Origin of the sequence: Aestuariimicrobium sp. Y1814, from assembly GCF_050113895.1 — a bacterium.
GTDB lineage: Bacteria > Actinomycetota > Actinomycetes > Propionibacteriales > Propionibacteriaceae > Aestuariimicrobium.
The window spans coordinates 158667-174109 of record NZ_JBNJRW010000007.1 but is presented as its reverse complement, the minus strand read 5'-3'; the positions used below and the strand labels follow the sequence as shown (position 1 = coordinate 174109).

12 protein-coding genes and 1 pseudogene are annotated in these 15443 nt (G+C 70.5%); 4 read left to right on the top strand and 9 right to left on the bottom strand.

Annotated elements, in window-relative coordinates:
- Position 1 precedes the first annotated feature (1 nt).
- The gene (locus ACQE3C_RS10095; RefSeq protein ID WP_434537931.1) at positions 2-994 is read right to left on the bottom strand and encodes an IS481 family transposase; all 993 of its coding nucleotides are present in this window, start codon (positions 992-994) and stop codon (positions 2-4) included.
- A gap of 122 nt (positions 995-1116) precedes the next feature.
- Between ACQE3C_RS10095 and ACQE3C_RS10090 the strand changes: the two genes are divergently transcribed.
- Entirely contained in the window at positions 1117-2427 is a 1311-nt protein-coding gene (locus ACQE3C_RS10090) for a DUF418 domain-containing protein (RefSeq protein ID WP_434539051.1), read from the top strand.
- Here the strand turns inward: ACQE3C_RS10090 and ACQE3C_RS10085 are convergent.
- The gene (locus tag ACQE3C_RS10085) at positions 2333-3127 is read right to left on the bottom strand and encodes a deoxyribonuclease IV (RefSeq protein ID WP_434539050.1); all 795 of its coding nucleotides are present in this window, start codon (positions 3125-3127) and stop codon (positions 2333-2335) included. The genes ACQE3C_RS10090 and ACQE3C_RS10085 overlap by 95 nt on opposite strands.
- Before the next feature lie 41 nt (positions 3128-3168).
- Between ACQE3C_RS10085 and ACQE3C_RS10080 the strand changes: the two genes are divergently transcribed.
- Positions 3169-5034 carry an AMP-dependent synthetase/ligase gene (locus tag ACQE3C_RS10080; protein WP_434539049.1) on the top strand — a complete coding sequence of 622 codons (1866 nt, stop codon included), beginning with the start codon at positions 3169-3171 and terminating at the stop codon, positions 5032-5034.
- On the opposite strand, the gene ACQE3C_RS10075 is transcribed toward ACQE3C_RS10080, so the two are convergent.
- Together ACQE3C_RS10075 and ACQE3C_RS10070 are read right to left on the bottom strand one after the other, a co-directional pair.
- Entirely contained in the window at positions 5016-5513 is a 498-nt protein-coding gene (locus ACQE3C_RS10075; RefSeq protein WP_434539048.1) for an NINE protein, read from the bottom strand. The two genes, ACQE3C_RS10080 and ACQE3C_RS10075, sit on opposite strands and share 19 nt — an antisense overlap.
- Before the next feature lie 10 nt (positions 5514-5523).
- Positions 5524-6300 carry an extensin family protein gene (locus ACQE3C_RS10070; protein ID WP_434539047.1) on the bottom strand — a complete coding sequence of 259 codons (777 nt, stop codon included), beginning with the start codon at positions 6298-6300 and terminating at the stop codon, positions 5524-5526.
- A 110-nt stretch (positions 6301-6410) separates the two neighbouring features.
- On the opposite strand from ACQE3C_RS10070, the gene ACQE3C_RS10065 reads away from it, so the two are divergent.
- Both ACQE3C_RS10065 and ACQE3C_RS10060 read left to right on the top strand, forming a co-directional pair.
- Positions 6411-7583, top strand: a complete 1173-nt coding sequence (locus tag ACQE3C_RS10065; RefSeq protein WP_434539046.1) for a CaiB/BaiF CoA transferase family protein — start codon at positions 6411-6413, stop codon at positions 7581-7583.
- Positions 7580-9067, top strand: coding sequence for a carboxyl transferase domain-containing protein (locus tag ACQE3C_RS10060; protein ID WP_434539045.1), 1488 nt, complete (start codon positions 7580-7582; stop codon positions 9065-9067). Before ACQE3C_RS10065 ends, ACQE3C_RS10060 begins: the two co-directional genes overlap by 4 nt.
- Positions 9068-9102: 35 nt before the next feature.
- On the opposite strand, the pseudogene ACQE3C_RS10055 reads toward ACQE3C_RS10060, so the two are convergent.
- From ACQE3C_RS10055 to ACQE3C_RS10035, 5 genes and pseudogenes are all read right to left on the bottom strand, one after another.
- Positions 9103-9240, bottom strand: a pseudogene (locus ACQE3C_RS10055) (DNA-binding response regulator); the annotation flags it as partial.
- A gap of 75 nt (positions 9241-9315) precedes the next feature.
- Positions 9316-10629, bottom strand: a complete 1314-nt coding sequence (gene hemL, locus ACQE3C_RS10050; RefSeq protein ID WP_434539059.1) for a glutamate-1-semialdehyde 2,1-aminomutase — start codon at positions 10627-10629, stop codon at positions 9316-9318.
- Positions 10629-11627 carry a porphobilinogen synthase gene (hemB, locus tag ACQE3C_RS10045; RefSeq protein WP_434539044.1) on the bottom strand — a complete coding sequence of 333 codons (999 nt, stop codon included), beginning with the start codon at positions 11625-11627 and terminating at the stop codon, positions 10629-10631. The genes hemL and hemB overlap by 1 nt, the downstream gene beginning before the upstream one ends.
- Positions 11628-11642: 15 nt before the next feature.
- Positions 11643-12977 carry a DUF222 domain-containing protein gene (locus ACQE3C_RS10040; protein WP_434539043.1) on the bottom strand — a complete coding sequence of 445 codons (1335 nt, stop codon included), beginning with the start codon at positions 12975-12977 and terminating at the stop codon, positions 11643-11645.
- 122 nt (positions 12978-13099) lie between these two features.
- Positions 13100-15385 carry a RecQ family ATP-dependent DNA helicase gene (locus ACQE3C_RS10035; protein WP_434539042.1) on the bottom strand — a complete coding sequence of 762 codons (2286 nt, stop codon included), beginning with the start codon at positions 15383-15385 and terminating at the stop codon, positions 13100-13102.
- Between the last annotated feature and the right edge of the window lie 58 nt (positions 15386-15443).

Genomic DNA, 15443 nt, shown 5'->3' with positions numbered 1-15443 from the left:
CCTAGGTGTTGGAGCGCATGACGTTGGTGACGCGTGCCGGGGTTCGGGTGGCTGGGGGTTGGTCTCGGCAGGCGGTGTGGGGTCGATGGTAGTTGTAGTGGATGTTCCAGATCTGTATTGCCCGGGTGCGTTGGTCCTCGCAGTTGTAGGGCCGGGCGTAGAGCACTTCTTCGGCCAGGATCCGGTTGTAGCGCTCAACTTTCCCGTTGTGGCGAGGTGTGTAGGCGCGGATGAACTGGTGTTGGCGTGCCCAGCCCCGCAGCGAGCGTTCGACGATCGCTGCCCTGTAGGGGTTGCCGTTGTCGGTGACCACGCGGGTGACGCGGGTGATCCCGTGCGCGGCGAACCAGGCCCTGGCCCGGTTGATGAACCCGAGCACGGTGGTGGCCCGCTCGTCGGTCAGGGACTCGGTGTAGGCGAGCCGGGAGTATCCGTCCACGGCGGAGTGGAGGTAGCGGTAGCCGACCCGGGTGCGGTGTTTCGCCTTGTCCTGGTTCGATCCGCGGCCATGGGCCCGCCAGCCGCCGCCCTCTCGCAGCGCGCCGACCTTCTTCACGTCGACGTGGACCATGTGGCCGGGGTAGCGGGCGATGATCCGTGCCGGCGCACGGGTCGGTTCTCCCTCGACGTCGAGCCAGCGGCGATGGTTGAGTCCCAGCCGGGTCAGCCAGCGTGCGACGGTGGCGACGCTGGTCCGGTGCCCACGCTCGTGCAGTTCGGCGGTGATCAGCCGGGCCGACCACTTGTGGTCGCGGCGTAGTTGCTCGATCAACTCCACCACCTGCGGTGGGGTCTGGGTCGGTGAACTGTGGGGTCGGCTGGAACGATCCAGCAGGCCTTCCTCGCCGTGGAGGCGGTGACGGTTGACCCATTTCGACAGACAGGCCCTCGACACTCCGGCCTCGGCGGCGACGTGGGCGATCGGGCGGTGTTGGCACCGGATGACCAGGCGTCGACGTGCTTCAAAGGTCAGCGCGGCATTACGGTGGTGAATCAAGGGCGGGCTCCTCGTTCCGATGGTTGTCTCGCAACTCCCATCCTGCCGAGGACCCGCCCCCTCTCACGTCCCGGCGCGTGCAATCAACCTCATGACCCGCAACACCTAGGGTGGGGACCATGGAGCCCGTACCCCCCTCCCCGCCGGCGCGCCGCCTCGCGCCGGACCTCGCCCGCGGCGTCATGCTGCTGGTGATCGCCCTGGCCAATGTCTCCTGGTACCTCTACGGCCACACCCCGGGCCCGGTCGGGCCGCACCCCGCCCCCACCTCGACGATCGACGGCGTCATCCAGGTGGTCATGCTGACCCTGGTCGACGGACGAGCCTTCCCGATGTTCTCGTTCCTGTTCGCCTACGGGATGGTGCAGTTCTACACCTCGCGCCGCGCCCGCGGGCTGCCCGACCCGGCGGTGCGCTCAATGCTGAACCGGCGCCACTTCGCCATGCTCGTGATCGGGTTTCTGCACGCGCTGCTACTGTTCGTCGGTGACATCGTCGGCGCCTACGCCCTGGCCGGCCTGGTCATCGGCGCACTGTTCTTCTTCCGCCGCACGAAGATCCTGAAGGTCTGGTCGATCGTGCTGGGGTCGCTACTGGGCCTGTTCGGGCTGGTGGCCCTGGCCAGCGGCATCTTCCTCGAGCTCGCGAAGATCGACTCCGGCTCCGGCGCCGGGACCCTCGAGGTGATCGACGTCACCGCCGGGCAGTCGAACTACCTGCTGGCGATGCTGAGCCGGGTCAGCTTCTGGGCCGGCAGCGCGGTGGTCAGCGGCCTGGTCATGCCGATTCCGCTGCTGCTGATGATCGGCTGGATGGCAGCCCGCGTGCAACTGCTCGAGAACCTCGCCCAGCACCGCCGCACCCTGGTGCGCATCATCGCCTGGACGCTGCCGCTCGGCTGGGCGTTCGGCCTGGTGACCGGGCTGCAGCAGGTCGGCGTGGTCACCTTCACCTACGCGCCGTGGCTGTTGAGCGGCATGAACTCGGTGGCCGGTTTCGGCACCGGCATCGGCTACGCCTGCCTGTTCGCCCTGGTCGGTGCCCGCTACGAGGCCAACCCGCCCCGGGTGGTGCAGGCCGTCTCTGCCGTGGGGCAGCGGTCGCTGTCGAGCTACCTGTGGCAGTCGCTGCTGCTCGCCCCGCTGCTGAGCGCCTGGGGCTTCGCCCTAGGTGATGACATCGGCACCTGGCAGGCGATGCTGCTGGCGACCGCGGTCTGGCTCGCCTCGGTGGTGATCTGCGACCAGCTGGCCCGCAGGGGTCGCCGCGGCCCCGCCGAGGTCGTGCTGCGCAAGATCACCTACGGCAAGCCGGTGGCTGCGGTGCCGCCGCCGGTCAGCCCAGGTGTTCCTGCAGCCACGCCAGGTCTGCCGCCTGTCCCTCAGCCCCACCAGGGGTTTCGACCACCACCGGGGCCCGGCTCAGCCTGACCACCTCGACGATGCCCTCGGGGTCGCAGAAGCCCTCCCCGAAGTTGGCGTGCCGGTCGGCGCCGGAGTCGAAGGCATCGCGGGAGTCATTGGCGTGCACCAGGTCGATGCGGCCGGTGATGGCCAGCACCCGTTCGACCAGGCCGACCAGTTCCTCCCCGCCGGCGTGGGCATGACAGGTGTCCAGGCAGAAGCCGACCCGGTCGGCATTCGCTGACCCCTCCAGCGCGGTCCACAGCTGGTCGATGCGCTCCAGTCGGCGGGCCATGGCGTTGCCGCCGCCGGCGGTGTTCTCGATCAGCAGAGGCACCTCCAGCTCGAGCCCGTCGACGGCCTTGCGCCAGTTCGTGAACCCCACTGCAGGGTCCTCGTCCTTGGTCAGGTGCCCCCCGTGGACGACGACCCCCTTCGCCCCGACGGCGGCGGCCATCGTCACGGTCTGCTGCAGGGTCTTGCGGCTGGGAATGCGGATGCGGTTGTTGGTGCTGGCCACGTTCATCACATAGGGGGCGTGCACGTACAGGTCGACCCCTGCGGCCTCGGCGCCGGCCTTCAGGGCCTCGGCGCCGCCCGGGTAGGCGAGCTTCGGGGCCTTCCAGCTCTGCGGGTCGCCCAGGAAGAACTGTGCGAGGTTGGCGCCGCGGGCCCTCGCCTCGGCGACCGGGTCGTCGGAATCGCCATGTCCGCCCATCACTGTCATGGGCGCCAGTCTAGGGTTGGGACCACGAACAAAGGAGTCCCGTGAGCACCAGCAGCCACCCGGTCAGCACAGACCTGACCGTCCACCACCTCGACCACCTGCTGCGGGCCAGCGTCGACAAGTTCGGCGACCGGCTCGCCACCCGCATCCGCAGCTATCCCGAGGGACCTGCGCAGTGGAAGACCCAGACCTACCGCGAGTTCGACGCGCGCATCCAGGCCATCGCCCGCGCGCTCGTCCGTGACGGGGTCGCCAAGGGCGACCGGGTCGCGCTGTTCGCCAACAACTGCCCCGAGTGGAGCGAAGTGGACTTCGCGCTGCTGCGCGTCGGCGCGGTGCCGGTGCCGATCTATGCCACCTCGACCCCTGACCAGATCGCCCACATCGTCGGGGACTCCGGGGCGAAGGGCATCGTGGTCGGCGGCATCAGCGAAGCCGGCCGGGTCCGCGAGGCCCGCGAGTCAGTGCCCGCTCTCGAGTGGGTCGTCTCCATCCCCGCGCTGCCGGACGAGGACGTCCCCGCGCTGGACGAATGGCTGGTGGCCGCGGGCTCCGATGACCAAGCCGACTTGGACGCCGAGGTCGAGGCCCGGCACGCGCTGGCCGCCGCCGCCGACCTGGCCTCGATCATCTACACCTCGGGCACCACCGGCGCCCCGAAGGGAGTCATGCTGCACCACGGTGCCCTGGTCGCCCAGGCCGACGCCGTCGCGCAGCTGTTCACCATCTCCCCCGAGGACCACAGCCTGAGCTTCCTGCCCTTGAGCCACGCGCTGGAACGGGCCTGGACCACCATCGTGTTCGCCCACGGCTGCCTCAACACCTACCTGCCCAACGCGCGGCTGGTGGCCGATGCGCTGGTCGAGGTGCAGCCGACCATGGTCGTCAGCGTCCCCAAGCTGTACGAGACCGTCTACCGCGTGGCCCACGAGAAGGCCGCGTCCTCACCGGTCAAGAAGCGCATCTTCGACTGGGCCTTCCGCGCCGGTGGGAAGGCGCAGCACGCCTACCGCAAGGGTCGGGTGCCCTCGTCCTGGGTGCGGACCCAGGTCGGGCTCGCCGACAAGCTGGTCTTCAAGAATGTGCGCACCGCGCTGGGTGGGCCGAAGACGGTGCTGGCCTGCGGTGGTGCGCCGATCCGCAAGGAGGTCGAGGAGTTCTTCTCGGCCGCCGGCATCCAGGTATTCACCGGGTACGGCCTGACCGAGGCGTCCCCGCTGGTCAGCTTCAACTCGCGCACCGCCTGGAAGATCGGCACCGCCGGGCGGGTGATGGCCGGTGGTGAACTGGCGATCGGCGCCAACGCCGAGGTCCTCTACCGCGGGCCGAATGTGATGGCCGGCTACTGGAACAACCCCGAGGCCACCGCCGACACGATCACCGAGGACGGTTGGCTGCGCACCGGTGACGCCGGTTACATCGACACCGACGGTTTCCTGGTGATCACCGACCGGATCAAGGACATCATCGTCACCCAGGGCGGCAAGAACGTCGCCCCCCAGCAGATCGAGGGGATGGTGCTGGCCGACCCGCTGTTCGAGCACGCCGTGCTGATCGGTGAGGGCCGTCCCTTCCTGACCCTGCTGGTGCGCCCGTCGATGCCGCAGCTGAAAGAGTTGGCCGAGCGGCTCGGCGTCAATACGAACCGGGACGAAGAGCTGGTCGAGCACCCGCAGATCATGGACGAACTGCGCGCCCGCGTCTCAGCGCTGACCGCCAAGCTGCCCAGTCACGAGCAGATCAAGGACCTGCGGGCCTCCATCGAGGAGTTCAGCATGGACAACGGCCTGCTGACGCCGACCCTGAAGGTGCGCCGCCGCGAGGTGGAGAAGAAGTTCCAGGCCGCGATCGACGACATGTACGCCAAGCTCGCCGAGATGCGCCGCGGTCAGGGGCGCAAAGGGTAGCCCTCGGCGTCCTTCGGCTCGCCGACGAGCATCATGATGCCGTCGATCAGCGGCCACAGGGCACCGATGCCGAAGGTCACCCAGGTCACCACGATCTGGGCGATCGCCAGGCCGTAGTGGCCGGTGTAGAACCGGCCCACACCGAAGCTGCCGAGGAAGATGCCGAGCAGGCCGGCGGCCAGCTTCGTCTTGGACGAGTAGGGCAGCCCCGTCTTCGGGTCGACGCCGTAGGGCGCTCCCGGGTGGGGCATCAGCGGTCCGTAACCGGCCGCCCCGTAACCGGGCGCCCCGTAACCGGGCGAACCGTAGGCGGCATAGGGGTTGTAGGCGCCGTAGGGCTGTCCCGGCTGCTGCGCGTAGGGATCACCGTAGGGGTCAGCCGACGGCTGGCCGTAAGGATCATTGCCGGAGGGATTGGCGGACGGCTGGCCGTAGGGGTCGGACTGGTACGGGTCCGAGGGCTGGTTCCAGTTCGACATGTCCCCCATGCTATCCCCGCGCCGTACCGCGGAGGAATCCATGCCAGCCCGCGGCTTCGGCCAGCGGTTCGTCCAGCCCGAGGCGTTGCTGCACCTCACGGACGGCGGCCCGCAGCGGGACGTCCCTCTGCTGGGTGTCGGGCACGTCCAGCCCGAAGACGTGGCGGCAGGCGTTGGTGAGCAGCTGCAGCTGGGTGCCCGAGCGTGGGTTGAAGCGGCTCAGGCCGTCGTGGGAGACCAGGTTGTCGACGTGGACGTGGTTGTGGTGGGCCTGGTCGAAGGTGTGGGTCAGCGTGTAGGCGAAGTGCAGGTGCAATGAGGCGGCGAGCCGCCAGTAGTCGCGCAGTTGGGCGGCGGTGCCCGGCCCCCACTGGTCGTAGCGCAGCGACACCTCACCGCCGGCCTGCACCACCCCGGCGATGTCGAAGGCCTGCCCGACCTGGTGGTAGGAGTGGCACTTGTCGACGTAGCCGCCGAAGTTCGACACCTGCTGCAGGGCCCCAAGCCCGGACAGGCTCGTCCACTCATCGGCCCAGGCCTCGAGCTGGCCCAGGAACCCCGGTTCCAGCCGGACCGGGGCACGGTTCCCGGTGTCGGCGTAGACCAGTTCGGCAGCCCCGAGGTGGGTGACGCTGACCAGCTCACCCGGGGTGCGGCAACCATCGCCGTCGGGCGGAATCGTGTCGGGCGGAATCGTGTCGGGGGGCACCGGGTCCGAGCAGCCGATGAGCAGGCTCGTACTGAGCAGGCCCGCGCCGCCGAGCAGCAGGGCTCGTCGGCTGGTCATGTCCCCACGCTAGCGAGGGTGACCAACTGGGCTCGAGATCGGATTGCTCGATCGCCTCTAGACTCACCCCCAAGAATGACCGTCAACGCCGACCCGACCAGGAGAGCCCTGTGACCAGCCCACTCGAAGACATCCTCGTCATCGACCTGTCCCGTGCCCTCGCCGGGCCCCACGCCGCCATGATGCTGGGCGACCAGGGTGCCCGGGTGATCAAGGTGGAGGCGCCGCAGGGCGACGAGACCCGCAGTTGGGGCCCGCCCTTCGTCGGCCCGGACGAGGACATCTCGACCTACTACCTGGCGGCCAACCGCAACAAGGAGTCGATCACCCTCGACCTGAAGAGCGATGACGGCCGGGCCGTGCTCACCGAGCTGGCCCGTCGCGGCGACGTGTTGATCGAGAACTTCCGCCCCGGCGTGATGGACCGCCTCGGGTTCGGCTGGGAGGACCTGAAGAAGATCAACCCGCGCCTGGTGATGCTGTCGATCTCGGGCTTCGGCCACGACGGTCCCGAGGGCGGGCGCCCCGGCTACGACCAGATCGCCCAGGGCGAGGCCGGCCTGATGTCGCTGACCGGGTCCGGCCCGGACGACCCGCAGCGCGTCGGCGTGCCGATCGCCGACCTGCTCTCGGGCATGAACGGTGCCTTCGGGGTGCTGGCGGCGCTGCACGAACGTGAACGCACCGGCGTGGGTCGCTACGTGCGCACCAGCCTGCTCGCTTCGGTGGTCGGCGTGCACGCCCTGCAGGGCACCGCCTACACCGTGGCCGGCAAGGTGGGCCGCGCACAGGGCAACCACCACCCGGCGATCGCCCCCTACGGCCTGTTCAAGGCCTCCGACGGCGCGGTGCAGATCTCGGTGGCCAACGACAAGCTGTGGCAGACCTTCACCGCCGAGTTCGGGCTCGACCCCAACGCCGAGGGCTTCGCTACCAACCCCGAGCGGGTGACCAACCGCGATGCGCTCATCGAGGTGATCAACGCGGCCTTCGCCGACTACACCGGGGCGGAGGTGCTCGAGAAGCTGTCGGCGGCCGGCATCCCCGCCGGCCGGGTGCGCACCCTCGACGAGATCTACACCTGGGACCAGGTCGCCAGCCAGCACCTGCTCTACGAGGTCGACCACCCGGTGCTCGGCCCCACCACGCTGCCCGGTTCGGCGCTGCGCTACGACGACTTCCCCTATTCCGGCGGACGCGAGCAGCCCCTGCCGCCGCCGCTGCTCGGCGAGCACAACGAGTCGGTCCGGGCCTGGCTCGGGCTGCCGGGGGAACGGTCATGAGCACCGCACGCGAGCTGATCGCCGAGGTCTTCGACGAGGGCAGCTGGACCAGCTGGGACGAGGCCCCGCTGACGATCGCCGAACCCGGGTCGTCCTATGAGGCCGACCTGGCCCGGGCCGGCGAGAAGTCCGGTGAGGACGAGGCCGTGCTCACGGGGGAGGGGACCATCAACGGGCACCGGGTGGCCGCGGTCGCCTCGGAGTTCTCGTTCATGGCCGGTTCAGTCGGGCTGGCCGCCGCCGAGCGGATCACCGCCGCCTTCGAGCGGGCCACCCGGGAACGGCTGCCGCTGTTCGCCGGTACCGCCTCGGGCGGCACCCGCATGCAGGAGGGCACCCCGGCCTTCGTGACCATGGTCAAGATCACCGCCGCGGTGGCCGAGTACAAGAAGGCGAACCTGCCCTACATCACCTACCTGCGCCACCCGACCACCGGTGGGGTGTTCGCGTCGTGGGGTTCGACCGGGCACGTGACCGTCGCCGAACCGGGGGCCACCATCGGGTTCCTGGGGGCGCGCGTCTACGAGGCGCTCTACGGTGAGAAGTTCCCCGAGGGCGTGCAGACCGCCGAGAACCTGTTCGAGCACGGCCTGGTCGACGCCGTGCTCGGGCCCCAGCAGCTGCGCGCGGTGGCCTCACGCCTGCTCGACATCATGGCGCCGATCTCGCACAAGGAGCCGTCGGTGGTGCCCGGGTTGGACGAGGGCCCGGCCAGCGACCTGCCGGCCTGGGAGTCGGTGCTGAAGTCGCGGCGTCCCGATCGTCCGGGTATTCGGACCCTGCTGCGGGTGGGCGCCCAGCCCTCACTGCCGCTCTACGGCACCGGCGCGGGGGAGCAGGACCGCTCGATGACCCTGGCCCTGGCCCGGTTCGAGGGCATGCCCGTGGTCGTGCTCGGCCACGACCGCCGCCACGAGTTCACCGATGCGCCTCTGCAGCCGTCGGGGTTGCGGGTGGCCCGGCGCGGGATGCGGCTGGCCAAGGAGCTCAACGTGCCGCTGATCTCGGTGATCGACACCAACGGTGCGGCGCTGTCGAAGGAGGCCGAGGAGGGCGGCATGGCCGGTGAGATCGCCCGCTGCCTCAACGACCTGGTCACCCTCGAGGTGCCGACCATCTGCGTGCTGCTGGGGCAGGGCACCGGTGGTGGGGCCCTTGCCCTGATGCCGGCTGACACGGTGATCTGTGCCGAGCACTCGTGGCTCTCGCCGCTGCCGCCCGAGGGGGCCTCGGCGATCCTGCACCGCACCCCCGACCGGGCTCCCGAACTGGCCGCCCAGCAGGGTGTGCGCTCACGTGACCTGTTGGCGGCCGGAATCGTCGACCGGATCGTCGCCGAGTTGCCCGATGCCGCGGACGAGCCGAACGAGTTCGCCCACCGGATGGCTGCCGCGATCAGCAACGAGGCGGCGGCACTGGTCGCGATGGACGAATCCGAACGGCTGGCGGCCCGGATGCGACGCTACCGCCGACTCGGGTTGTGAGGCCCGCCTAGAGCCAGCCGCGTTCGGCGGCGGTGTGGGGTGTCCTTCACGACGAAGCCGCTGGCACCGGCCTCGAGCGCCCTGCGCAGGTAGCCGGTGCGGCCGAAGGTGGTCACGATCAGCACCCGGCAGTCGTCGAGGCGCTGCACCTGGATGTCGAGCAGGCACACGTCGACGGCGTGCTTGCCGACCGCGGTGGCCCATCGGGCGATGTCACGAACCCGCCATGACAGATGTCACCCCCCGGGTCACTCCCTGCGGGCGGCGGCCTCTGCGGCGCGGGGGAGGGCCTGGACGACCCGGTCGAGGGCCCGGTTGTCGTGCGCGTCGGAGACGAAACAGACCTCGAAGGCGCTCGGCGGGAGGTAGACCCCGGAGCGCAGCATCTCGGCGTGGAACCTGGCGAATGCTGCGGTGTCCTGTCGTTTCGCGCTGGCGTAGTCGGTGACCGGTTCGTCGGTGAAGAACACCGAGAAGATAGTGCCGATGCTGTTGACCTGGTGGGGGACCCCGGCGGAGGTGAGCGCATCGGTCCAGGCCTGCTTGAGCACTTCGGCCTTGCGGTTCAGCCGGCGGTAGAGGGCGTCGTCCAACAACCGCAGCTGGGCCAGGCCGGCGGCGGTGCCGAGCGGGTTCCCCGACAGCGTGCCGGCCTGGTAGACCGGTCCGCTGGGGGCCAGCAGGTCCATCAGGTCGGCTCGTCCGCCGAAGGCGGCCAGCGGCAGGCCGGCGCCGATGACCTTGCCGAAGGCGAACAGGTCGGGCACCCAGCCCTCTTCGGCGCCGTCGATGCCCCAGTAGCCCTGGGCGGACGAACGGAAGCCGGTGAGCACCTCGTCACTGATCAGCAGCGCGCCGTGCTGGTGGGCGGTGTCGTGCAGGAACTTGTTGAAGCCCGGCGCGGGCGCGATGGCGCCCATGTTCGCCGGGGCGGCCTCGGTGATGATCGCCGCGACCTGGTCGGGGTGTGCGGCGAAGGCTGCCCGGACCGCGTCGGGGTCGTTGTAGGCCACCACGATGGTGTCGGCGGCGGTGGCTGCCGGCACCCCGGCCGAGCCGGGGATCGCGAAGGTGGCCGCCCCCGAACCGGCCTCGGCCAGTAGCCCGTCGGAGTGCCCGTGGTAGCAGCCGGCGAATTTGATGATCTTGTCGCGCCCGGTGGCGCCGCGGGCGACCCGGATGGCGCTCATCGTCGCCTCGGTGCCGGAGTTGACCAGGCGCACCTTCTCGACGGGCATGAGGGAGACGATCGCCGCGGCCAGCTCGGCTTCACCCGGTTGGGGGGCGCCGAAGCTCAGCCCGCGGCTGGCGGCCAGGTTCACCGCCTCGAGCACCGCAGGGTGGGCGTGGCCCAGGATGATCGGGCCCCAGGAGCAGACCAGGTCGACGTACTCGTTGCCGTCGACGTCGTAGAGGTAGGGCCCGCGGGCGTGGCTGATGAACGGCGGGGTGCCGCCGACGCTGCCGAAGGCCCGCACCGGGGAGTCGACGCCGCCGGGGATGAGGTGCTGGGCCTGGCCGAACAGTTCGGCGCTGCGCTTGAGCGGCTTGGGGCGGGCCATCATCGGGCCACCTGCCGGGGTTCGGTGATCCACCGGGCGGCCTCGATCGCGGCGTAGGTCAGGACCACGTCGGCGCCGGCGCGGACGAAGCCGGTCAGCGACTCCAGGATCGCGCGCTCCCGGTCGATCCAGCCCCGCTCGGCGGCGGCCTGGATCATCGCGTACTCCCCGGAGACCTGGTAGGCGGCCACCGGCACCGGGGACGCCTCGGCCACGCGGGTGAGCACGTCGAGGTAGGGCATGCCGGGCTTGACCATGACGATGTCGGCACCCTCGGCCACGTCGAGTTCGAGTTCCCGCAGGGCCTCGCGCAGGTTCGCCGGGTCCTGCTGGTAGGTGCGCCGGTCGCCGGTCAGCGAGGAGTTCACGGCCTCACGGAAGGGGCCGTAGAAGGCGGAGGCGTACTTCGCGGTGTAGGCGAGGATGGTGACGTCGGTGAAGCCCGCCCGGTCGAGGGCGCGCCGGATCACCCCGACCTGGCCGTCCATCATGCCGGAGGGGCCGACCAGGTGGGCGCCGGCCTCGGCCTGGGCGACCGCCATCTGGGAGTAGACCTCGAGGGTGGCGTCGTTGTCGACCCGGCCCCGGTCGTCGAGCACGCCGCAGTGGCCGTGGTCGGTGAACTCGTCGAGGCACAGGTCGGTCATCACCAGCAGGTCGTCACCGAACTCGTCGCGCAGCCGTGCGGTGGCGACATTGAGGATGCCGTCAGGGTCGATGGCCCCACTGCCGGTCGCGTCCTTGGTGGTGGGGACGCCGAAGAGCATCAGTCCGCCGATGCCTGCCTCGATCGCACGCCGGCCCTCGTCGACCAGGCTGTCCAAGGTGTGTTGGACCACCCCCGGCATGGAACTGATCGGTTGGGGCTCGCGGATGCCCTCCCGCACGAAGGCGGGCAGGACCAGCGCGGAGGGGCGCAGCGTCGTCTCGCGGACCAGTGCCCGCATCGGGGCGGACTGGCGCAGGCGGCGCGGCCGGATGGACAGGTGGTCGGTCATGGTCCCACGCTACCGTCAGGCGACCAGCCAGCTCTGTGACGGGGTCTGGAGCCAACTGAACCCCAGTGGCGTGGTCCAGACGAAGACACCCGGTGCGGGTTGGTGGAGTTTCCACCCGCCGAAGGTCTTGGCCCGGTGCACCTTGCGGGAGAGGGGGCCGAGGTTGTCGGCCCGGGTGAGGGGGTCGCCCCGAGTCGGTTCCCACGGGATCGTGTGGTCGAGGTCGAGCCCGGCGGAGCGCTTGGACGACCAGGGGAAGACCTCGTAGGGGTTGCGCAGGGTGACCGCCTGGCGCATGCGAGCGGGGACCTCGTAGGAGTCCACCGGGACGCCGTCCGCGGGGTCGATGACGGGTCGCACGCTGACCCGGTGGTGGCCCACCAGGTCTTTCACCCAGCGTGCCAGCACGGGGCCGACCTGCTCACCCCGCACGACGCCCTTGCCGCGACCGGCGGTCAGGTCGCTGAGGTGGAGCACCAGTGTGGCCTTCGGCAGCAGCTTGTCGGGATCGACGGTGACCCGGCCGCACTCATGGCCGTACTGCCCGGCCCGGCCGCAGTCGGTGGGGTTGTCGGGGTCGAAGTCCTGGGGGAGTTGGTCGACCAGGGAGGCCTGCAGCAACTGCAGTGCCCGGGCCGGGGTGGCCAGCAGCCCCAGCGCCACCGCCCGGAGGTTCTGGTGGTCGCCCTTCGCCCCGCCGGAGCGGACCACCTCGACGAGCCGGTCCAGCGTGCCGTCGAGCACCACGGCATCGGCGGCGGACATCGACCCGGAGAAGCTGGCCACGCCCTCCCAGGATTCATGGATCGTGACGTTGGTGTTCCTGAGGGCCCGCTCGCGATCGGTGTCGGCGACCTCGTCGAGCAGGTCGAGCACCCGGCCCTTGATGAACTCGCGCAGGCGACGCCAGGCCATGGTGGACCACAGGCCCGAGACCTCGGCGTCGAGGATGTCTGCCTGTTCGCGGGTGAGCCGATGGGTCAGGGTCACCACCTCGCGGGCGTGCCAGACGCGCAGGTCACCGGCCATGGTGGTCTTCCACAGGCGGGGCAGCCGGTGCTTTGCGCCGAGGGCGTGGCCGATCAGGCAGCGCGCCGACTCGTCGGTGAGGCGCAGCATCAGTGCGACCTCCATGGAGCAGAACTCCGAGACCGCCGGCGTGCCGTCGCCGCCCCAGTCGACCATCCGTTCCATGCCGTCCAGCACGACGTCCGGGTCGGTCGGTGGGGTGCTGTTCTGTTCCCCGAACTCGGCGAGCAGGCGGAACTCGTCGGCCTCGGCCCGGTTGCGTGTCGCGCGGGCCTCACGGATGGCCAGCAGGGTGGCCTGGGCTGCTGCCGAGCGTGCCATCTGCGCCTCCTGTGACCTGAGCGGGTCGGTTGAATCGAACTGTTGTACTATTCTAATGTCCAGGAATCCCCCACACAAGGGGTCCGGACGACGATTCCGACGATTCTTCCGGGAGGATCTCGTCAGCCGACCGATGCCAGGGCGAGCGGCAGCACGGCGGGAGCCCCGGCCTGACGCAGCAGTCGTCCGGCGACGGTCATGGTCCAGCGGGAGTCGACCAGGTCGTCGACCAGCAGCACCGGCCCCGCGAGCCCGGCCAGCCGGTCCGCCAGCGCCGGACCTACCCGGAACCGGTCCCACACGTCACGCACCCGGTAGGCGCTGTTGGTCGACCCGCGCAGCGGTTCGGCCGCCGGGTTCAGCTCGAGCGGGTCGAGCAGGTCGAGCCGACCGACCTGCGCGATGCCGGTGGCGAGCGAAGAGACCAACTGCGGACGACCCAGGCTGGGCACCCAGGTCACCGCGACCGGGCGCTCGTCCCAGCCCCACCCGGCCAACACCCGCACGACGGCCTTCGCCAGGTCGGGCGGTACGTCGGCGTCGACGGGGCGTCCGTCGCGGTCAGTGGCGAACAGCTCACGCAGCGGCCCGCCCCAGCCGAGGTCGGTCAGGCGCGCGACGGCGCGGCCCTCGTCCACGAGTTCGTCGGGTGACAGTTTGCCCTTGACGGGCTTGCCCTCGACCCGCACCCCCAGGGTGTCCAACCCCGAGGGCCACTGTGCGCGCGGCGGGATCGGGACCCCGACGTGGTCAATGCCGTGCTGGGCCTGTTCCAGCGCGGTGACGGTGATGTCGGTCGGGTACCAGGGCTCGGCGCAGACATCGCAGCGCCCGCACGGGGTCGAGGCGGGGTCGTCCAGCGCGTTGGTCAGGAACTCCATCCGACACCCGCCCGGGCCACCGGAACCCAACCGCTCATAGGCCAGCATCGCCTGCTGCTCGTCGACGCGCGCGGCGGCGATCCGTTCGTAGCGGTCGGCGTCGTAGGTCCACGGCGCCCCGGTCGAGACCCAGCCGCCGGACACGTTCTCGACCGCCCCGTCGACAGCCAGCACCTTCAAGAGCAGTTCGAGTGGGCTGCGGCGGATGTCGACCCGCGCCTCGAGTGCAGCCACCGACAGTGGGGTGGGGGAGTCGGACAGGGCAGCCAGGACCGCATCAGCCCGGCGCTGGGTCGGCATCGCGTTGGTGGCGAAGTAGTGCCAGATCTCCCGGTCCTCGATTCCGGGCAGCAGCAGGACGTCGGCGCTGGCGGTCGCGCGGCCTGCTCGTCCGACCTGCTGGTAGTAGGCGACCGGCGAACTGGGCGCCCCCAGGTGCACCACGAAACCCAGGTCGGGTTTGTCGAAGCCCATGCCGAGCGCAGAAGTGGCGACCAGGGCCTTCACCTCGTTCGCCTTGAGGGCCTGTTCCGCGGCTTCACGTTCGGCGGGGTCGGTGCGCCCGGTGTAGGGGAGCACCCGGTGGCCTGCGGTGGTGAGCAACTGGGCGGTGTCCTCGGCGCCGGCCACGGTGAGGCAGTAGACGATGCCGCTGCCGGGCAGCGAGTCCAGGTGTTCGGCCAGCCAGGCGAGGCGGCGGGCGGGCGTGCCGACGTCGAGCACCCCGAGGCGCAGCGAGTCGCGGGCCAGGGCGCCGCGCAGGGTGAACACCTCGTGCCCGCCGGCCGCCATCTGTTCCTCGACATCGGCGACCACCCGGGCATTCGCGGTGGCGGTGGTGGCAAGCACGGGCACCCCGTCGGGCAGTTCGGTGATCAGGTCGCGGATGCGCCGGTAGTCAGGACGGAAGTCGTGGCCCCAGTCGCTGATGCAGTGTGCCTCATCGATCACGAGCAGGCCGCAGTCGGCCACCAGCCGTGGCAGCTGTTGCTCCCGGAATCGCGGGTTGACCAGACGTTCCGGTGAGACGAACAGCACGTCGACGCTGCCGGCGTTGAGCTGTGCCTCGATATCGCGCCACTCGGTGACGTTCACCGAGTTGATGGCCGCGGCGCGCACCCCGGCGCGCTCGGCCGCGGCGACCTGGTCACGCATCAGGGCGAGCAGCGGTGAGACGATCAACGCCGGGCCGGAGCCCGCGCGGCGCTGCAGCAGCGCCGAGATGAAGTAGACCGCCGACTTGCCCCAGCCGGTGCGCTGCACCACCAGAGCCCGACGGTGATGGGCGACCAGCGCCTCGATGGCCTCGTACTGGCCCGGGTGGAACTCGGCGTCGGCGCGGCCGGTGAGGTCACGCAGCACTGCCAGCGCCTCGTCGCGCAGGCCCTCAGGGGAGCGCTGCACGGCGGTGGCAGGGCCGATGGGCGGCGTCTCGCGCGGCTGGTCGTCCGGCGCCCAGTAGGCATCGTCGGGCGGCAGGTCGTCGGGATCGGGCGGGGGCTCGCTCAACCAAGGGGGGTCGCTCATGGGCACAGCCTTTCACCCCGGTCTGACAAATGCGGCCGCGGAAGGCGGGGCTGTGGAC